This window comes from Dactylosporangium cerinum (assembly GCF_042653625.1).
In the GTDB taxonomy this organism is placed as follows: Bacteria; Actinomycetota; Actinomycetes; order Mycobacteriales; family Micromonosporaceae; genus Dactylosporangium; species Dactylosporangium cerinum.
On sequence record NZ_JBHSIU010000057.1, the window covers coordinates 1 to 18,153 of the forward strand.

Genomic DNA, 18,153 nt, shown 5'->3' on the forward strand with positions numbered 1-18,153 from the left:
CGCGGCTGCGCCGGCGGCGGCGTCGTGTCCAACTGCAGCGGCATCGCCCAGAACAACTGGCAGTTCACCCAGATCACGGCAAGCTTCACCGGCTAGTTCTCAAGAGCGCACGAGGGCTGGCCCTACGGGGTCAGTCCTCGTCCTCGTCGTCATATTCGTCCAGGACCGGCAGCGGATGCCGCTCGTCGACCAGAGACCGGTCCACCGCACGCCACCACGGGGCGGCCTCGTCCTCGTCCACCCACTGCAGCTCGGTAATCTGCGGCACCGGGACCACCCCCTGCTGGTGGCCGACCATCCAGGAGTTGCGGAAGAAGTCGAACCGGAGGTGCCGGTGGCCGTCCCGCTCCGTGTAGAGGATCGGTGGCACGAGGAAATGCGTGACACCGACCTTGGCCGCGACGGTCACATAGTCGTCGGGCTGCGATCCGTCGTTCCAGCAGGCGGCGAAGTTCACCGGCGCCAGCGCGTCCCGGCCCAGCACGTGGATGCGGCCGTCCTGGACGACGAACTGCTCGGGGTCCAGCGCCACCTCCTCACCGAGCATGAGGATCGGAGCGGGCAGGATGTGCGCCTTCGCGAACGACTGCGCGCCGGTGTAGACCTTGATGATCTCGTCGTGGCGGGTGGGGTCGTAGACGTCGCTGGAGTGGAACGGGCAGCAGATGTCGCCGTCCGGCTCCTCCGGCTCGGGGAAGAACACGGCCTTGTCGACGGAAGTCGTCGCGCTGCCGCTGCCCCGCTCCCGCAGGAACGCGGGGATCCAGTCGGCGTCGTCGGCCTCGATCACCGCCGTGCGGCACAGGGCCCGGAACGCGGTGTCGCCGACCTTGCAGTTGAAGTAGTCCAGCAGCGTCAGCGCGGCGCACTCGGCCAACGACAACGCCTCCATGCGCGGGAACCAGAAGTCGTAGCCGTTGGCGACGAAGTGCACACCGCGGAACTCCTTGTGCACGAACGTCTCGCGGACCGGTCCGGCGCCGAGACCGTACCAATGGGCGGCGGCAACCCGGTTGAAGTAGTCGTCGGCCTGCCGCGCCAGCTCCGGCGCGAACACGCTCTCCCCGGTCAGGTAGCACGCCTTGCCGAACAGCGCCCCGATCTGCGGCGACTCGATGATCCCGTCGGCGGCGAAGACCAGCTCGGTGCGCAGGAACACCTTGCGGCCGTCGTCGAACGGGGCACCTTCATGCTCGCGCCGCTGATCGAAGACGACACACGTGAACGCGTCGATGCGGTCGAACGCGGCGCCGTCGCCGAGGTCCAGTGCCGGTGAACCGGTGCCGCCGGTGAGGTACAGCAGCACCGTGTACCGCGAGACGTGCCGCCGGGCCGCGTCGAAGTACGGCGTGTCGCGGTGCCGGTAAAAGTTGGCGTCTCCCGGCTCGAACCGGTTGCACCGGAACACCGGGTTGACGTGGGAGAACCCCTCCCCCGCCGCTGGTGGCAGTGCCTCGGCTACCGCCGCGGTCAGGGCCTCCGCGAGCAGCGCCGAATGGAAGATGAACCGCACGCCACCACGCGACGCCGCGTTGAGCGGTGTCACGTACAGGTTCAGCTCGTCGAGCCGCTCCAGGCGGTCCCGCGCCTCGGCGGGCAGCCGCACCTCGAAGGTGTGGACGCCCTCGGCCCGGGCCGTGTGCCCGGCCAGTTCGACGTCCAGGGCCACGTCCTCGAAGAGGCGGTCCAGGGGCACGATGTTCTCGAACGTGCGGAACGACAGCTCGTGCGGGTCGGCGAACGCCGCCGCCAGGTGGGGCGCGTCCGGGGCCGGCCGGGCGAACAGGTGCCGCACCGGCTCGTCGATGCGGTCCGCGTCGACGAGCCGCACCGCCTTGTAGCGGGCGGTCGGGTGCCACGACACGTCCAGCCCGTCGACGGAGGCGACCGGCTCGGCGTGGGTGGCGTCCACCTCGGCCCGGTAGCGTTCAGCCTCCGCCGGAGACCCGTCCCCGGAGGACAGGACGAAGAACCGATCCCGCAGGTCGACGCTCACACGCACCTCCACAACGTCCGCAGCGCCGGGGAAAGACTGGCGGACCGCGCCAGGGCGCGCGCACCACCGGATCCCACATCGGCACTGTAGAGCCACAACCGGGTGAGCCCAGCGGCGAACGGGGCGGCGAGCAGGACGTCCACACCGTCCGCACCGATGGCGTTGTACCGCAGGTCCAGCTCCGTGAGTGCGGGGAACCGGTGCAGGGCGTGCACACCCGCGCCGGTGATCCTGTCCCGCTGCAGGTGCAGCCGGCGCAGCCCGCCCAGCTGCGCCGATCCGGCCAGTGCGGCCAGCCCGGCGTCGCCGATGCGGCAGTACCGCACGTCGAGCGCCTGCAACCGGCCGAGGTCGAACGCGGTGGCGAGGGTTTCGGCGCCGTCGGGTCCGACGTCGAGGTAGGCGAGGTCCAGCTCGACAAGCCGTCCGGTGTCCAGGCCGGTGAGCACGCCCAGGTCGAGGCGTCCCGGCCGGTTGGCGACACCCGGCCCGCCGTCCCAGGTGTAGTCGTCGTCGTCCCATTCCTTGTCGTCCAGGTCGTCCTGGTCGACGGCGTCCGCGACGAGCCTCAGCGTGGTCACGAACGGCGCGCTGAGCACCTGCGCGGCCGTCTCACGGACGTCCTCGGTCCACGTGACGGCGACATCCGTGGGGAACCCGTGCCGGCGGCGGCGTACGCGCACCCCGGTCGGCAGCCCGTCGTCCCACGCCGCCTCGTCCCGGTCGACGAGCTCGGCGATGTCACGCTGCACGGCGGTACGGTCGGCGCCGTCGGCGCCGTGCAGCAGCTCCAGCCGCTGCTCGAGGCGGATCAGCGTGCCCCGGCTGTCGCCGCGTTCCAGCAGGCCGTCGCTGTAGGCGAGCCACAGGTCCCGGTCCTCCGGACTGTCCCGCAACGCCGCCTCGACACTGGACACCTGCATCCGCACGAATCTAACGACGGAGCCGCCGGTGTCAAGCGGGACCGCGTTGGTACGTTGTCGCGGTGCACGCACCGTCGACACCCGGCCGGCGGGCGTGGGAGTCCGCGGCCCGCGCCTGCTACCGCGAGCTCGGCGTGCCCTTCCCGGACCGGGTCGTATGGGCGCCCTCGCCGCTGACAGCCGCATTGGCCGCACCGATCGCGGCCTGCCTGAACACCGGGCACCGCAATCGCCGCGTCCTGGAGTCGGTCTACCGGGCGATCGACGACAGTGCGGGCCGCGGGGTGGGCGACGCGGTGCGGACCGCGGTCGGGACCGCCACGGACGGTTCGGTCCACGACCCGGTGCACGGTGCGGCGGCAACAGCGCTGCACACCGGCGTCGCCACCGTCGTCAGCGCCGCGACGGCCTCGGCCGCCTCGACCGCCTCGACCGCCTCGGCCGCCTCCACCGCCGAGCACGCAGACCCCGCGGCGGCGGCGCCGCGCCGCGAGCCGCTGACCGGCGTGCTCGACGTCGTGCTCGAGGCGACGGACGCGGCGGTGCGAGCCGCAGTCGACGCCGCCGTTGGCGGGTCGTTGCACGACACGCTCCGCGGCCACATCCGCACGCTGTGGCAGGCGCGCCTGCCGGGCAACCGCAGCACCGCCTGGCTGCGGCTCGTCGACCGGTGCTGGCCGGACGGCCGGCCTCCCGAGGAGGACCCGCCGTCGACCCGCGACGGCTGGTGGTGGTGGCCGTTCCGGCACTTCGTCATGCTCTGCCCGCCCCCGGCCACGCTGCACCTGGAACCCGACCCCCGGATGCTGCGCCGCCCGCACCACGCCGACGGACCCGCGGTCGTCTGGGACGACGGCTTCGGGTTGTACTACTGGCATGGCGTCCACGTCCCTCGCGCCGTCATCGACGACGCGCTGAGCACCGAGGAGATCCTCCGGGAGCCCAACGCCGAGGTGCGCCGCTGCGCCATCGAGCGCCGCGGCTGGGACCGTTTCGTCGCCGACGCGGGCCTGGCGCAGATCGGGCCGCCCGCCGACGACCCCGGAAACCCGGGTCAGACCCTCACCCTGCACGACGTCCCGTCCGGCATCTTCACCAACCACGTCCGTGTCCTGCTGTGCACCAACGGCACCGTTGAACGCGACGGCACCCGTCGCCGCTTCGGCCTGACCGTCCCCGCCGACTGCGGCGACCCGATCACCGCCGCGGCGTGGACCTACGGACTGACGCCCGCGCAGTACGCCACGGCACAACGACGCACCTGATCCCTCTCGAAGGAGCTGCCAGCCATGCCCACCGTTGAAGAGGCCATCGCCGCCTTCGGTGTCACCGTCGACCCGCACCTCGACCGGCAGGCCGACATCCCGATCCTGTCGGGCCTGCAGTTCCAGGGTGACGTGGCGGTCGTCCCGGCCGAACGGACACCGTCGCGCACACCCGTCCCGGCAGCCGGTGTCGCGGTGGTCCGCGGCGAGGCGGGCACCAACACCCACCTCCTGCTCGCCACCGGCACCGTCTGCTACACCCCGGACACCGTCGGTACGGTGCTCGGCGTCCTCACCGTCGCCGACGGCGCGACCGCGTACCTCGCCCACCCCGAACACGCCTTCAGCGGGATCGGACCCGGCACGTACGAGCTGCGGCGCCAGCGCGAGCAGGGCGACCGGGAGACGCGGCTGGTCGCCGACTGAACCTGCCTCGCCGTTGCCGGCGGATTCGGCGACCTGCCGTGCGACGTCACTGCGGTGTGAGCGTCGTGCGCCGCAATCGCTGCACCCCGAGGTACGTCGCCGTGACGAGCAGCCCGACGTAGACGTCGTTCTCGAACCACCCGAACGTCGTCTGCTGCTGCGGCCCGAACGTCGTCGGGTAGTAGAAGACGGAGATCCATAACAGTGCAGCGAGGTAGGCGAGCACCGACACCTGCGCCACGCGCCCGGCCCGCCTGGCCAGCACCGCCGACCCGAACCCCACGACGTAGAACGCCCACGCGAGCGGGGTGGTCACGGTGAACGTCGGGTCCTCGATGCCCTCGACCTTCGCGTAGACGGTATGCCCTACCGACAGGGTGAAGGCAGCGATGAGCACGTTCGACATGTGCCGGCCGTACGACGCCGTCCGCGCGCTCACCTGGCGGCCGGGTGCCGTGCTGTTCCCAATGGTGGTGTCGTGGGGGGTGGTCGATCCCCGGGTCGGTGCCGTGGTCATGGCCTGTCCTCTCGTCGTGAAGGCGGGATGCCGTCGATTCCCAGCCTCGGGCCGCGCCGGGCGCCATCCCACCCACAGCAGGTCCACACCGGCACCACAGCCGGCCGCCGTCTCGAGTCGCTGCTGCGCACGGATTAGCATCTGTCCTGTGGAGGCAGTGGCGGCATCCGGCGACTTCGCCGTCGTGCTGCGCCGCCTGCGCGAGTCGCGGTCGCTGACCCAGGAGGAGCTCGCCGAGCGGGCGGGCCTCACGGCGAAGGCGATCGGTGCCCTCGAGCGCGGCGAACGGCGCCGACCCTACCCGCACACTGTGCGCGCGCTCGCCGACGGACTCGCCCTCGGTGACGACGACCGGGCGGCCCTCGTCGCCGCGGTCCCCAGCCGGGACGCCGCGCGGCAGGTCGGGTCAGCCCCACCTGCGGTCCCCTCGTGGAGCAGCGCGGCCTCGCCGTCAGCCACCCGGGCCACCGCAGCCCCTGTCCCGTTGCCGGCGCCCGGCGGTTCCCACTACGCCCCGGCGGGCCCGATGACACCATTCATCGGCCGCGACGGCGAGCTCGCCGAACTGCTGGCCCTCGTCAGGTCGGGCACGCGCCGGCTCGTGACGATCACCGGCCCCGGCGGGGTGGGCAAGACGCGACTCGCGATGGAGGTGCTGCACCTCGCGGCGCCGGACTTCCCCGGCGGCGCCCAAGGCGTCGACCTTTCGGCGGTGCGGGAGCCGACGCTCGTCGTGCCGAGGATCGCCGCGGCCCTCGGGCTGCCCGACGCGGTCGGCATCGAGCCCCTCGACGCGCTCGTCCCCCACCTGGTCGGCCTGCGGGTGCTGCTGGTGCTCGACAATCTGGAGCAGCTGACAAAGGCGGCGCCGGTGCTCGCCGGCCTCGTGGCGCGCTGCCCTGATCTCGTCGTGGTGGGGACCAGTCGTGCGCCACTACGGGTGCGCGCCGAGCACGAGTTCGTGCTGGGGCCGCTCACCACACCCGCCGGCGACGACGTGGACGCGGTGGCCTCCTCGCCCGCCGTCGCCCTGCTCCTCGACCGGGCCGCGGCCGCCGGGTCCCCCACGGTCGTCACCGACGCCGACGCTCCCGCCCTGGCCGCAATCGTCCGGCGGCTCGACGGGCTCCCCCTCGCGGTCGAACTCGCTGCGCCCGGCCTGCGGCTGCTCTCCCCGTGGGCCCTCCTCACCCGGCTGGAGCAGCCGGGCCCCGGCGCGAGCCTGCGCGACCTGCCCGAGCGGCACCGCACGATGGCTGCAGTGCTCGAGTGGAGCATGGATCTCCTCGAGCCCGAGGAGATCGCCCTCTTCGAGCGGCTGGCGGTCGTCAGCGGCGGGTTCTCCCTCGACTCGGTCGAGGCCGTCACCGGAGAGGGCGCCGATGTGCTGCCTGCCCTCGGTGCGCTCGTCGACCAGTCGCTGGTGCTTCGTGTGCCATCGCCCGACCAGCAGCCACGCTTCCGGCTGCTCGAGCCGGTGCGGCAGTTCGCGATGCAGCGGCTTCATGCGTCGGGCCTGGCCACCGCGACCGCCGACCGGCACGCCGCGCACTTCCACGCGCGGGCCACGGCGTCCGCTGCGCTGCTCGATGGGCCGGACCTCGTGGCCGTGCTCGACCGGCTCGATGCCGACCACGCCAACCTGCGCTCGGCCTACCTGCGCCTGCTCGAGCTCGATCGGGACGGGGATGCCGCCGAGCTCGCCGGGAGTATCTGGCTCTACCTCGCGCTGCGCGGTCACGCCCGCGAGGGACTCGCATGGCTGGAGCGGATCGGACCGGGGGCCTCCGACGTCGCACGCTGCCGCGCCCTGACCGGCCGGCTCGGGCTGCAGTTGCTGGCCGGTGACAACGCCTCGATGCGCAGCGACGCCCACGTCGCGGTCGCGTTGGCCGGTCGGGTGGCCGAGCCGGCCGTGACGTGCGAGGTCCTGATCTTGGCCGGCCAGGCGGCAGTCTTCGCGGGTGCCCTCGACGACGCCGATGAGCTGCTGGCCCGCGCGCTGAAACAGGCGGAGGCCTCCGGTCGTCGTTGGGTGGCCGTGCACACCCGGCTCGCGCAGGGCCAGCTCGCCCTCGTCGCAAACGATCTCGCGACGGCCGGGCTGATCCTGCCGGAGGTGGTGCGTGCGGCACGCGAAATGGGCAATGCCTTCACCCTGGCAACCGCGCTCAACGTGCACGCTACGCTCACCGAGCTGCTCGGCGACGAGTCGGCGACCGCCACGCTGCTCGGTGAAGCGGTAGGCCTGTCGCTCGCCGTCCGGATGAGCTGGACCCTCGGATACGCGCTGCCCGCCCTGGCGAGCCTTGCGCAACGGGTGGGCGACCCGGTATCCGCGGCCTGGCTCTTCGGGGCGGGCGCCTCGATTTCGGCGGCCGATGCCGTCGACCCCACCTTCCCGGTCTCGCGGGCGCTCTCCGACCGCGGGCTCGACGCCACCCGAGCCGCCCTCGGGGAGCTGCGGTTCACCCGCGAGTGGGACGCAGGGCGCGCCGCGAGCGATACCGAGATCCAAGCCCGTGCCGCAGTGGTTACGACGCGCGCAGGCCGCGGACGTAGCGCTTGAACTGCCAAGCGCCGACGGTCTTCAGCAGGAACCGGATCGGCAGCGGGAGGTTGCCGAGCATGCGGGCGCGCTCCTCGTCGTCGGCGTCCTGGAGCACCAGGCCGAACATGATCGGCAACTGGCTGGGGGTCATCGTATCCTTGCCGTGCTGTCCCATCTGGTTCCACTCGACGGCGGTGACGTGGCGCGAGGCCAGCGGCAGTATCTCCCGCTCCTCGAGATCGAGGTGCTCGAGCAGGGCTGCCGTGAACCGCTCGCAGAGGGTCGCGAGGTGCTCGCCGGCGGCTTCGGTCGGGGCAGCCTCCCAGGTGGCGAGGGCTGGGGCAATGGCCTCGACGTGCCCGTCGATGCTGTGGTGCTGGGCCTGCATCGTCTCGACGAGCCCGGTCGACGGCGCGGACCGCTCGAGCAGCAGCGGCCAGAGCACGATGTCCTCGCCGGTGTGGTGCATCTCGAGGCCGGCAGTACAGAGGCGCAGGTGGTTCGCGACGATCTTCGCGCGGCCGGTGTCGCCTACGGGTGTGCGACGGACGAGGTCAGCGGCGGCGCCGAACTCCCGTCGGAAGGCGCGGTGGACGACCACCATCTCGTGGACGTCGGGACGCCGGTCAGTGCGGGTCAGTGCGGTCACGATGGCTCCTCATGGCTGGACGGATCTGGTGTGTCCAGCCTCCTGACCGATGCCGTCCCACCCCACCCACAGCGCCCACACACTCGCCCCACACGTCCGCACCGCGCTCCCGGGGTGCGGCGCCGCGGCACGGCCCGGTGGTTCTGTTCGCGAGTTCCGGGTTCTGTCCCGTGAAGAGTGATTGATCTTCGATAGGTCGTGTGAACCTTGGTCGTCGAGGGGGTGCAGGATGCCTCTTGTGATCGTTCGTGCTTCGTCGGCCGCCGTGGACGTTCTCGAGGAAGCGACTCGGCGCTTCGTCGGAGTCGCTTCTGGCGTTGCCGCGTTTGTGCAGTCGCCGGGGACCATTGCGTTCATTGCTGTGGATGGTCACGAGGTGCAGGGCTGGTGCTGGGGATATGTGCTGGCCAGGCCGGACGGGACCAGCATGCTTTACCTGCACAACCTTGAGGTGACCGAGTCCTGTCGGGGCCGTGGTATCGGCCGTCGGCTGTTGCGCTCGTTCATGGAGGCTGGCGCGCAGCTCGGCGCCAGCAAGATGTTCCTCGTTACGGGCGAAGAAAATGCGGCCGCGCGCGGCCTCTACGAGTCGATGGGCGCAGGCTTGGCAACCCAGGGCCCGACTGTGAACTACTGGTTCGCTCTGCCGCCGACTTCCTCCGGCTCTGGTGACGCTTCATCGGGAGAAGAATCATCGTGCAATACACATCAAAGGGCTTCAATGTTTGTACCGATGCGAGACATGTTGTGGAACGCCTTCCCCGAGGCGCGCGCCCGCATTCTCGCCGAGGAGCAATCGCTTCTCGACGAGGAGTCGCCGTTCCCCGTCGTCGAGACGTACCAGCTCGTCTCCCACTGCTTCCACTGGGAGGTGTTCCGGCCGGCGATGGAGCGCGGTGACCAGGCGCTCCTCGCGCGCTGCTTCGCCTTCGTGGAGCAGTTGCTCGACACCGGCGACCAGGAGATCATGGAAGCGGTCTCGATCCGGCTGGGGATGCCGCTGGGGACCGGCCCGGAGTGGCGGCAAGCCGTCGCCGAAGGTGCCGGGCCGCTGTTCCGTGACGTGCTGGAGCACCATCGCTGACCGTGCCGGTGCTCACCCTCCATGGTGGAGGGTGAGCACCGGCGGTGTCGCGGCGTCGAGTACAGCTGTCGGCTGGCGGTGCGCCCCGCCACGGGCTCCCTCGGACAGTGACTACTGACTCTCGATGTGACTGAAGGCCATATGGACGGCGAGATGGCCGGCTGTTCGGAATGACCTTTCGCTGGAGTCGACCTTGTGCGCCACCAGGATTCGCAGCACGACGGTCACCGCCACCTCGGCTCCGGTCACCCGGTCTGCCAAGGCGTCGGACAGACCCTCGGCCAGCGCTGCGCGGTACCCGGATAGCGCTTCCGGGTTGTTGTAGCCCGGGTAGCGGACATCCTCGGCGACGGTGAACGCGAACCCGGGCGAGCCCGGCTCGAAATCCACGGTGACGTCGGCGAACACGCAGGTGCCGCCGGTCTGAGGGGAGTGCCGCACCCGGACACCACGGACCGGATGGGGCGGGAACCTCCGATCCATCACACAACGGTACTTCAGGACGGCTGCAGCACTCCGCGTCCACCACCCACGAGGCCAACCACCAGACCGAGCCCGATATCGATGGCCGAACGCAACATCGGCAACCTCGCCGTCCACGGCGTCACCCACCTGCAGGCGATCGTCAAGAACCGGGTCAAACGCATCCAGTACCGCACCGACCGGCTCGACAGCTCGGCGCTGCGCGACGCTGCATGGAGAATGACGCCACCCCTGGCCTCGGTGATCCCGTTGATTCTCATGCTGCCAAGGTGCGGCAGCAGTCTGCCGATGTCCTCACACCATCACCAAACGATCGAACATGACCGACGTCGATCACTCGTCACGGGACAGAACCGAGTTCCGGCACCAGATGTCGCCGAATTTCGGGACCAGCGGGATCTCGCCGCTCTCGATGTTCGCGAGTCTGGGCGCCACCCTTTCGGCGAGGACCGGCACACGTATTGTCGGCCTGTGTACTGCTCACGCACCGTGACGGGTGCCGGAGACAGTGCGCGCTTGTCTGCGGCAGATGAGGAAACCAAGATCGTCGGGCGGCTGGTCGTTGCCGGCCGGCCTGATCTTTCTCGGCTTCGTCGCGGTTGCACACCTTCGTCGGTCTTGCGTAGCCGCGCCAGCTCGCGGGCGCGGGTCAACGACCAATCAACTTCGGCGGCTCATTACCCTGGCCGGCCCGCACTTCCGTGCCGACCGACCGCCAGATCGACACGGAGTCGCGCGCATGGGTGATCTCGAATTGCATCGCTGCGGCACCGCGGAACTCCAGAACGACCTCATGTTCGGGGCGGAAAGTTGCACGCCGGCTGTAGCGGGACACCCCGTCCAGCGACGGCCTGCCGAGTCGACGTGTCGTGGATTGGGGAAGCGAGCACGCGACCATGGTGTGCTACGCCGCCGTGCACCGCAGCGGCTTCGAGTCGCGCGGCTGGGTCACGGCCAGGTGTGAGCTGTTCTGGCGAACGTCTCGGGATCGCTGTGTACGGGCACCACGCAGAGCAGGTGCCCGCCTGGTGAGCGCATCGCGAAGGCGTCCTTCCAACGGGTCAGCGCCTCCGCGCCGAGCGCCGTCAGGCGGGCCACCTCTGCCGCCAGGTCATCAGTCTCGATGTCGACGTGGTAGCGCGGAGCGTCTTCGCCAACCGCCTGCACGACGGTGAAGAAATCGGGGACGGCGCCGATCAGGGCGGTGAACTGCTCCTCGCCGGGAGGCGAGTAGGTCGGGGTGCCCAGCGCTGCGGACCAGAAATCCACCTCCAGGCCGACCTGCGCGGACGGGGTGTCGAGGACGACACTCACCAATCGACTGCGATGCATGGCGCAAGGCTACGCGATCTCGATCATCCACGCGGCCCCTCAGCGGGCATCGAGCCGTCAGCGGCCCGGCAGTTTTGGGCACAAAGGGCCGTAGCCGCGTTGGTTGCGTTCCACCCAGCCGCGCTATCGCTCAGCCGCTGGCACGGTTCGACGCGCCCGTCGCTCACCACGAAGCATGATGATCGACAAGGACCTATTCGGTGGCGATCGCGTCGAGGTTGCTGTTGAGCGCGGTATAGGCGGAGACATTCAGCTTGCCTTCGCTGTGGAGGCTGGCCACCTTGTCTCGTAGCGCCTTGAGTTTCTTGGTCTCGTCGTCAGGGTTGGCGGTGGCTAGGGACTTTGCTAGGTCATCGACCATGTGGTTCAGATCCCTGGCGGCATCTGCCTTGAGGGCTCCGGCGTCGACCTGCTGCTGAATTACCTGGCGCATCGCGCGGATCGGATCAATTGGCGGCGGTGACGCGGATTGCGTCGGTGGCGGCTGGGTCTGCGCACGAGCAGTGGCTTCGTCGGAGGTCGGCGCCGCAGTCGCGAGAGCCGCGCTCGGTGACGGGTTGGCCGCCGGGGAGTCGGTTGCGGTCAGGCGCTGTGCCCCGCGAAGTGAGCCGGCTTGGTTCGTCGGTGGCAAGGTTGTGATGAACGCCGTCACGGTGACGGTTGCCGCGACGAGTGCGGCGGCCACCCACAGCCACAGCCTCGGCCTTGGCGCCGGCACGCAATCGTGGTGTTTCGACAGTCGTTCTCCCGCCGGTGAGGCCGTGATTGGCGCTGCGCTGGCGCTCGGTTCGTGGGCGAACGGTGCCTCGCCGACAACAGATTTGAGACCGTGAGCTGGCAGCAGCGTTCGTCGCTTCGCAGATGTGGTGTCGTGCGGCAGTGCCGCCGCCAAGACCACTGCTGACGAGACAGCCGATCGAGGGATGGCGCCCGGGGCGCTGCCGGCCATCAGATCTGCTGCCTTGGCGATGCGCGCCCGGACGGCGGCGACATCCGGCGGGCGTTCGTCTGGTGTTTTGGCGAGCAGGCCGGACACGAGGGCTGCCACGTCGGGTGGCACGTCGGGGCGACGAATGCGCAGCGGCTCCGCTGTCTTCGTGACGTGCTGGTGGGCGATGCTCTGCGGGGTGCCGGTCGAGAACGGTGGTTGGCCGGTGAGCATCGCGTACATGCTGCAGCCCAAACCGTACAGATCGGTCCTGGGATCAACCGGCCCGCCGTTGATGTGCTCGGGCGCCATGTACTTCGGGCTGCCCATGACGATGGCCGGCCCGGTCAGGTTGGCGTGTTCACTGGTGTTGAGTATTCGGGCTACACCAAAGTCGCAGATCTTCACCACGCCGGTTGCGGTCACGATGAGGTTGCTCGGCTTGATGTCGCGGTGGACGACCTTGGCTGCGTGTGCAGCTGCGAGCCCTGCGCAGATCTGCGCGGAGATCGCGAGGACGTCGACGATCAGCAGTGGGCCCTCTGCCAACAGGTCCTGCACTGTCGGGCCGTCGACCAGTTCCATGACCAGGTACGGGTCGCCGTCCTGGGCTCCGAAGTCGTAGACCGGGACGATGTTGGGGTGCGACAGCCGGGCGACCGCGCGCGCCTCGCGGTCGAAGCGTTCCATCGCCTTGGGCAGGCTCAGCCCACCGCCGGACAGCACCTTGATGGCGACCGTCCGGTCCAGTCGCAGGTCGTAGCCGCGCCAGACCGCGCCCATGCCGCCGCTGCCCAGTAGCGTTTCGACCCGGTAGCGGCCGCCGAGGAGCCGTTGTACCGCCACAACGGCATCACCATGCGCGCTGTCGATGCGGTCGCCGACCGAACGCGAGCCAGCAGAACTCATCGCTGCGTGCGCATGACGACGCCGCACCGCACCACGCGGTCGCCCGTACGGCATCCGCCCTCCCCAGCTTTCGGCTCTGCGGGTTCTCGCAAGCCGCTACAGTCTTGGCATTGTCATGGCGATGGCGCGACGGCCGAGGTGCTGATTTCAGCGGATTACCTAGATCGAGACAACACCTGCTGTGGGTGATTGCTGAAGGGTGAACCTGGACTTCACCCTTCCGCCGTCTCATTTGCGCAGGCCAATGGTCTTTGCGTTCGGCGTCGTGCGGCTCGGGATGCTGCTCGCAGTTGGTCGTTTGGGCCATGACGCGGCGCCGGCGTACGTGAACAACGGCCGCCTCGACGTCCTGGCGTCCAACGGCCCTGGGCCGGATGGTGTTCGCGCCGCTGTTCGCCGCCCGACAGGTCTGCGGCCGGCGTCGCCACGCCACCCGGGCGTGCGCCGTCACCGGCACTTCAGTCGAGCAAGATCAGGTGCGCGCACATCGGCACGACAGGAAGCCCTACCTCGTCGATCGAGTGACTCTGAGTAACGAGCGATGGCCGGCGCGACCGCGCACCCACGGCGGCATGACAGGATCCTCGGCATGGGCGATGCCGAGGAGAACCCCCGTTCGGTGCTGGCGATCAACGACTGCGGGCCGTTCCTCGTGCAGGACAGTGTCGGCACCTGGCTGATTCAGGGTGCGGCCGACGGGTCGAGCTACGCCGCCGGGGACCGGCTGGTGTGGCTGTTGCCGCTGCTGGAGCGCACCCCGACCGACGTCAGGGCGGCGTTGCCTCACGTGTCCCTGGACGACACGCCGCTACCCGCCCTCGTGCGGTTCGCACTCACCGCGTGGGGCGAGCACTGGCCGGCACTGGCACTTGATTGGTTGGAGTCCGGCTGGCCGATCCGAGACTCGCTCGACGTGCTGGCCGATATGAAGGACTCGCACGCACTCTCCCAGCTGCTGCGCCACCGAGCGCTTCGTCTATGGCGCGCCGCGGCATAGACCTGTCATTCTGGCAAGCCCGGATCTCGGTGGGACAGCGCGGATCGCGGCATGTCCGGATGCTACGCCTGCTGATCATGACGGCATGTGCGCCAGCGTGGTGCATGCTCTGAGGGTGGTTGCGGCTGTCGAGCAGGACGAAGTCTTCGAACCGGTGGGACCGCGGGATTACCTGGACCGCTTGCTGACGGAGTATCACCTGGATGGGCAGGAACTTGCCGGTCGCATCAAGAGTCGACAGCCTCCGCGCTGGACTTCTGGTGAGATGCCCGAAGTGGAGTACCTGGTACACGAATCGGTGCTTCGCTCGCACGGTGATTTTGCCTGCGCCGGCGACGCCGAGGCGCTGGCTTTCTGCGAAGACATCGTCGCCGCGATGACAAGGGGTTACGGCATTCCTCGCAGCGAGGCGGTCGCACGCGTCAACAAGCACTGGTCGCACGCCGATCCGCCGGGGCGTGTCCCACGTGTCTGGATTGTCGGCTTGGACATCGTCTACCACGAGGAGGTGGTGTACTGGGCCGCGCTGATGTACTACGGCCCCGATTCCCGCTGGTGCGACCCCGAGGCGGCCCTGCAGCCACTCCCGCCACCGTGATGCGGCCACACCGCCGGGTGCCGACACTCCACATCGACGGTCGGCGGTTTCACATCTTGGCTACTTGTCCAGAAACCAACCCCGGTAGCGAGATAGCGCTGCGTAGCGGGCGACCTGCGGCAGATGAGTGCGCCAAGATCGGCGGATTGTGTCGCCATCCGGAGACGACGGCATGACCGCAACCGGCAACGAGGAGGTCCGCCGCCGCAGGCCCGACGGCAGTCGAGCACGGCGACGCCCAGCACGAGGCCGAGCTGGGCGCCTTCCCGGCCCGCTGGCGCGAGGCGGAGCGGCGGCCGGCTACCGCATGAGCGGGAACTCGGTCCAGTGCCGGCCGTCCGACGACCGGTACAACGCGTACGCCATCGTGTCGAGCGCGAAGTACCCGTCGCCGCTGCGGTTCCGGCGTACTGGCATCGCCGTCGGTGAGAGGCCGTCCAGCTCCGCTGGGGCGAAGTGGCCGTTGCGCAGCTCGAGGTAGTTGAGTTCCGTGCCGACCTGCAGCGGGCGGGACGTGCCGACGAAGAGCGTGCCGTCCGCGGCGACGAACGACCTGTAGAAGCTTTCGGTGCGGGTGTACGCGATGACGTCGCCGGTGCGTGTCCAGCTCCCGCCGAGGTGCTTCGAGTAGACGTACAGCTGCCCCCTTTCGGGGTCCTCGTATATCTCGCGGTCCTCGACCATCGCGTAGAGCGTCGTGCCGTCCGCCGACGACTGGACCGAGATGCTTTCGTTGCAGTCCTTGGTGCATGGCAGATCCGTGAACGCGTGGGTCTTCCAGGTCCGGCCCCGGTCGTCGGAGAACGCCACCGCCGGCCGCCCGGTGTTCTGCGCCTCGCCGGCGACCACGATGCGGTCGCCGCCAGGCTGGATCTGGCCGAAGGGATCGACAGCGTTGACCGCCGACGGCATGATCAGGTCCGGTTGGTGCGCGAGCGGCGAGATCCGGCGGGTCTGCGGATCGACCGCGGACAGCTTGCACGGAGCCAGCGCGACGCGCGCGCGGCACACCACCGCGGACCCGGCTGGCACGGCCGGTACCGTCGCCGATTCGTCCGCCAGGTCGGCGAAGGTGCGGCCGCCGTCGGTGCTCAGCCGCATCGGCGGTGAGTCGTCGCCGCTCGAATTGGCCCTGGTGAGCAGTACACCCACGCTCAATGCCGTCACGTCCTGCACCACGAGACTGCTGCGCGCGGTCCAGGTCCGGCCGCCGTCGTCGGTCCCGAAGATCGTATCCGCCGCGCGGGCGTACGCGTGCTGCGAATCGGCCACCTCCGCCCAGCCCACTGTGACGGTCCGCGCGGAGACGGACGGGGACGGCGAGTTGTCGACGGACGGCGGGGCGGTGTGCCGCTCGGGCAGCCACACGATCGCGGCCGCCACCGCGAGGATCGGGACGGTCGCAAGCGCGGTCGCGACCACCGTCCGCCGTCGGTGGCGCCGCCGCCCGGCATCGAACAGTGCATCGGACGTGGCACGCGGCGCCGGTGCGGGCGAGCCCGCAAGGTCGTCCAGCAGATGCCTCAGTTCTGACACGACTCCTCCTTCAGCCCCGCGCTGAGCCGCTCCCGCAAGGCACTGAGTGCCTTGGCGGTCTGGCTCTTCACGGTCCCCTCCGAGCACCCGAGCACCGCGGCGGTTTCGGCGACGTCAAGCCCCTGGTAGTACCGGCAGACGATCGTCGCCCGCTGCCGCGGCGGCAGCTGCTGCAGCGCCGCGGCGAACACCATCCGGCTCGCGCTCGACTCGGCGCCGTCGCCGCCGACGGGCCCGTCCGGCACGTCGGCGTATGAGCGCTCCCGCCGCCGCCACGACCTGCGCGTATCGGCGAGAAAGGTCCGGACCAAGCAGGTACGCACGTACGCGTCGAGCAACTGCGCGTCGCGGATCCGATGCCAGCCGGCCGCGACCTTGATGAACGTCGACTGCGTCAGGTCGTCGGCCCAGTGCCAGTCGCCGCACAGCAGATACGCCGTGCGGCGGACCACGATGTGCCGCGCCGCGAAGTACTCCCCGAACCGCCGCCGGGCGTCGTCATCCAGTCGCATACCGCCTCCTCGGCGTTTAAGTGCCTGGATCGCCCCGATGCGTTGCCCGCCGCCGCAAAGTTTTCACCGGAAGTCCGGCGTGATCGTAGGCTCATGCCGCGAAGCTCCGCCCGGTGACGCCGGCACCATGACGGCGGCAGATCCGGACACCCGCCTCGGTGCTACGCGTCAGTCCTCTGTCTCTTCCGCGCGCTGCGCGCCGTTGTGCAGGTGCGCCGTCCAATTGTGCGACTTGTCGAGCCAGGTCGGGTTTGCAAGTTCAGTGGCGGCCAGCCAGGCACAGGCGCGGTGAAGAACACTTCCGGCGGTCAGAGTGGCCCTGGCCTGGGCGCGGACTCCGCCAGGAACGGCATTGAGGGTCACGACGAGGCGTGAACGGTCGGGCGTTCTCGCGGCAGGTCGTACGTGTTGCCAATGTCGGAGTATCGAACGGCTCGCAGCAACACCGTGTCAGTCTGATTGTCGTCGCTGCGGGCGAAGCCCAGAGCGAGCAGGTGCACGCCGGCCGCCCGCAGCGACGCTTCTACCAGCGGCCGCCCGACCGGATAGGACAAGCCGGACCGGAGCGCGTCGCGGCGGTAGCTGTCCCACGGTTCGTCTGGCACCTTGTCACCGTCCCCGTGACTGTGGGCTTGTCACGTCGACTCCCTAGAATGGCGACGCAAGATCGCACCCCGGCGTGGGTCGTCGCCCCCATCGCGCGGCCCTGAGCTCAGACGTGGTCACTCTCGGCCGGCGAGCGCAAGGGCGACCTCCAACTCGTGCTGCTTGGCTGGGGTCAGAGTTCCGATCCGCTTGATCAGCGAGTCTTCGCTGACAGTCGTGCTCCAGGTGCAGAAGATTTTGCCGTCCTGAGGCAGCGCCACTCGGACCACGCCGCTCTCCGCTAGGCCCTCCTCGGCTCCGAAGAAGACCTCGATGCCGATGGCTCGTGGGCCCGGTCCGGCCGCCTCGACGATCCGGCGCCGCTCATCGACGTCTACCGCCTGCTCGCCAGACATCACGACAAACCCGAGCTTCTGCTCTGGGGTGGCCGGCTCGACGATTTGCACGGCCGGGAAATCCGGCCCCGCACCTCCCTGGAGCAGCACCACGGACCGCTCCCTGTCGATCTGCGCCAACCAAACCTCGCCGCGCTCCACATGCCCTCCTCGCGGCCGACCCGGCCCAGCACAGCCCGCCTGACTCGTAATGCCTTCCCCTGCGTATCAAACACCCTCGGGTGCCCGCACATCGGCACGAGCGAGCGCGGCGGCCCGCGGCCTCGTTGCCGAACCGCTGCCACGAAGCGTGACGATCTCTGTGCCGGCCACCGTGCGCGACCGACGGCATGTCCGGATTCGATGCCGAGCTTCGACGTACCAGGTGTGAACGACACCTCGCGCAGAGCGGCCGCACGGCTCGCGGCCGCCGCCATTGTCACCTACCAGGGCCTGCTCCTCATCGC

18 protein-coding genes are annotated in these 18,153 nt (G+C 69.8%); 6 read left to right on the forward strand and 12 right to left on the reverse strand.

What is annotated here, in order from left to right:
• Positions 1-130 precede the first annotated feature (130 nt).
• Complete coding sequence (locus tag ACFPIJ_RS40905; protein ID WP_380123803.1) at positions 131-1,996, reverse strand: hypothetical protein; 1,866 nt, start codon at positions 1,994-1,996, stop codon at positions 131-133.
• Positions 1,993-2,919 carry a TIGR02996 domain-containing protein gene (locus tag ACFPIJ_RS40910; protein WP_380123805.1) on the reverse strand — a complete coding sequence of 309 codons (927 nt, stop codon included), beginning with the start codon at positions 2,917-2,919 and terminating at the stop codon, positions 1,993-1,995. The genes ACFPIJ_RS40905 and ACFPIJ_RS40910 overlap by 4 nt, the downstream gene beginning before the upstream one ends.
• A gap of 62 nt (positions 2,920-2,981) precedes the next feature.
• Between ACFPIJ_RS40910 and ACFPIJ_RS40915 the strand changes: the two genes are divergently transcribed.
• Entirely contained in the window at positions 2,982-4,184 is a 1,203-nt protein-coding gene (locus ACFPIJ_RS40915) for a DUF6745 domain-containing protein (RefSeq protein WP_380123807.1), read from the forward strand.
• A 24-nt stretch (positions 4,185-4,208) separates the two neighbouring features.
• Positions 4,209-4,610 (forward strand): hypothetical protein, encoded by a 402-nt coding sequence (locus tag ACFPIJ_RS40920; protein ID WP_380123809.1) that lies wholly within the window; start codon positions 4,209-4,211, stop codon positions 4,608-4,610.
• Positions 4,611-4,656: 46 nt separating this feature from the next.
• Here ACFPIJ_RS40920 and ACFPIJ_RS40925 read toward each other — a convergent pair whose 3' ends face one another.
• On the reverse strand, positions 4,657-5,127 hold the full coding sequence (locus tag ACFPIJ_RS40925) for a hypothetical protein (protein WP_380123811.1): 471 nt from the start codon (positions 5,125-5,127) through the stop codon (positions 4,657-4,659).
• Between the two features lie 148 nt (positions 5,128-5,275).
• Here ACFPIJ_RS40925 and ACFPIJ_RS40930 point away from each other — a divergent pair, with 148 nt between their 5' ends.
• The gene (locus ACFPIJ_RS40930) at positions 5,276-7,696 is read left to right on the forward strand and encodes an ATP-binding protein (RefSeq protein WP_380123813.1); all 2,421 of its coding nucleotides are present in this window, start codon (positions 5,276-5,278) and stop codon (positions 7,694-7,696) included.
• Here ACFPIJ_RS40930 and ACFPIJ_RS40935 read toward each other — a convergent pair.
• Positions 7,662-8,327 (reverse strand): hemerythrin domain-containing protein, encoded by a 666-nt coding sequence (locus ACFPIJ_RS40935; protein ID WP_380123815.1) that lies wholly within the window; start codon positions 8,325-8,327, stop codon positions 7,662-7,664. The two genes, ACFPIJ_RS40930 and ACFPIJ_RS40935, sit on opposite strands and share 35 nt — an antisense overlap.
• A gap of 238 nt (positions 8,328-8,565) precedes the next feature.
• Between ACFPIJ_RS40935 and ACFPIJ_RS40940 the strand changes: the two genes are divergently transcribed.
• Entirely contained in the window at positions 8,566-9,411 is an 846-nt protein-coding gene (locus ACFPIJ_RS40940) for a GNAT family N-acetyltransferase (protein ID WP_380123817.1), read from the forward strand.
• Positions 9,412-9,522: 111 nt separating this feature from the next.
• On the opposite strand, the gene ACFPIJ_RS40945 is transcribed toward ACFPIJ_RS40940, so the two are convergent.
• The 4 genes from ACFPIJ_RS40945 to ACFPIJ_RS40960 form a co-directional block, all read right to left on the reverse strand.
• The gene (locus ACFPIJ_RS40945) at positions 9,523-9,894 is read right to left on the reverse strand and encodes a hypothetical protein (RefSeq protein ID WP_380123820.1); all 372 of its coding nucleotides are present in this window, start codon (positions 9,892-9,894) and stop codon (positions 9,523-9,525) included.
• 14 nt (positions 9,895-9,908) lie between these two features.
• Positions 9,909-10,154, reverse strand: a complete 246-nt coding sequence (locus ACFPIJ_RS40950; protein ID WP_380123823.1) for a hypothetical protein — start codon at positions 10,152-10,154, stop codon at positions 9,909-9,911.
• A 688-nt stretch (positions 10,155-10,842) separates the two neighbouring features.
• Positions 10,843-11,226 (reverse strand): VOC family protein, encoded by a 384-nt coding sequence (locus tag ACFPIJ_RS40955; protein WP_380123825.1) that lies wholly within the window; start codon positions 11,224-11,226, stop codon positions 10,843-10,845.
• 193 nt (positions 11,227-11,419) lie between these two features.
• On the reverse strand, positions 11,420-13,117 hold the full coding sequence (locus ACFPIJ_RS40960; RefSeq protein ID WP_380123828.1) for a serine/threonine-protein kinase: 1,698 nt from the start codon (positions 13,115-13,117) through the stop codon (positions 11,420-11,422).
• A 535-nt stretch (positions 13,118-13,652) separates the two neighbouring features.
• On the opposite strand from ACFPIJ_RS40960, the gene ACFPIJ_RS40965 reads away from it, so the two are divergent.
• Entirely contained in the window at positions 13,653-14,060 is a 408-nt protein-coding gene (locus ACFPIJ_RS40965; protein ID WP_380123830.1) for a hypothetical protein, read from the forward strand.
• An 85-nt stretch (positions 14,061-14,145) separates the two neighbouring features.
• Positions 14,146-14,658 carry a hypothetical protein gene (locus tag ACFPIJ_RS40970; RefSeq protein WP_380123832.1) on the forward strand — a complete coding sequence of 171 codons (513 nt, stop codon included), beginning with the start codon at positions 14,146-14,148 and terminating at the stop codon, positions 14,656-14,658.
• A 300-nt stretch (positions 14,659-14,958) separates the two neighbouring features.
• Here the strand turns inward: ACFPIJ_RS40970 and ACFPIJ_RS40975 are convergent, their stop codons facing one another.
• From ACFPIJ_RS40975 to ACFPIJ_RS40990, 4 genes are all read right to left on the reverse strand, one after another.
• Positions 14,959-16,194: a hypothetical protein gene (locus tag ACFPIJ_RS40975; protein WP_380123834.1), complete on the reverse strand. Its 1,236-nt coding sequence runs from the start codon at positions 16,192-16,194 to the stop codon at positions 14,959-14,961.
• Complete coding sequence (locus ACFPIJ_RS40980) at positions 16,182-16,706, reverse strand: SigE family RNA polymerase sigma factor (protein ID WP_380123837.1); 525 nt, start codon at positions 16,704-16,706, stop codon at positions 16,182-16,184. The genes ACFPIJ_RS40975 and ACFPIJ_RS40980 overlap by 13 nt, the downstream gene beginning before the upstream one ends.
• Before the next feature lie 359 nt (positions 16,707-17,065).
• Entirely contained in the window at positions 17,066-17,311 is a 246-nt protein-coding gene (locus ACFPIJ_RS40985; protein ID WP_380123839.1) for a hypothetical protein, read from the reverse strand.
• A gap of 117 nt (positions 17,312-17,428) precedes the next feature.
• Positions 17,429-17,848 carry a hypothetical protein gene (locus tag ACFPIJ_RS40990; protein WP_380123841.1) on the reverse strand — a complete coding sequence of 140 codons (420 nt, stop codon included), beginning with the start codon at positions 17,846-17,848 and terminating at the stop codon, positions 17,429-17,431.
• Between the last annotated feature and the right edge of the window lie 305 nt (positions 17,849-18,153).

What these genes read in the sequence shown, in the direction of transcription:
- ACFPIJ_RS40910 (WP_380123805.1), bottom strand. Translation starts at nt 2,919, where the DNA reads ATGCAGGTGTCCAGTGTCGAGGCGGCGTTGCGGGACAGTCCGGAGGAC.
- ACFPIJ_RS40920 (WP_380123809.1), top strand. Translation starts at nt 4,209, where the DNA reads ATGCCCACCGTTGAAGAGGCCATCGCCGCCTTCGGTGTCACCGTCGAC.
- ACFPIJ_RS40925 (WP_380123811.1), bottom strand. Translation starts at nt 5,127, where the DNA reads ATGACCACGGCACCGACCCGGGGATCGACCACCCCCCACGACACCACC.
- ACFPIJ_RS40945 (WP_380123820.1), bottom strand. Translation starts at nt 9,894, where the DNA reads ATGGATCGGAGGTTCCCGCCCCATCCGGTCCGTGGTGTCCGGGTGCGG.
- ACFPIJ_RS40950 (WP_380123823.1), bottom strand. Translation starts at nt 10,154, where the DNA reads ATGAGAATCAACGGGATCACCGAGGCCAGGGGTGGCGTCATTCTCCAT.
- ACFPIJ_RS40955 (WP_380123825.1), bottom strand. Translation starts at nt 11,226, where the DNA reads ATGCATCGCAGTCGATTGGTGAGTGTCGTCCTCGACACCCCGTCCGCG.
- ACFPIJ_RS40960 (WP_380123828.1), bottom strand. Translation starts at nt 13,117, where the DNA reads ATGCCGTACGGGCGACCGCGTGGTGCGGTGCGGCGTCGTCATGCGCAC.
- ACFPIJ_RS40965 (WP_380123830.1), top strand. Translation starts at nt 13,653, where the DNA reads ATGGGCGATGCCGAGGAGAACCCCCGTTCGGTGCTGGCGATCAACGAC.
- ACFPIJ_RS40970 (WP_380123832.1), top strand. Translation starts at nt 14,146, where the DNA reads ATGTGCGCCAGCGTGGTGCATGCTCTGAGGGTGGTTGCGGCTGTCGAG.
- ACFPIJ_RS40980 (WP_380123837.1), bottom strand. Translation starts at nt 16,706, where the DNA reads ATGCGACTGGATGACGACGCCCGGCGGCGGTTCGGGGAGTACTTCGCG.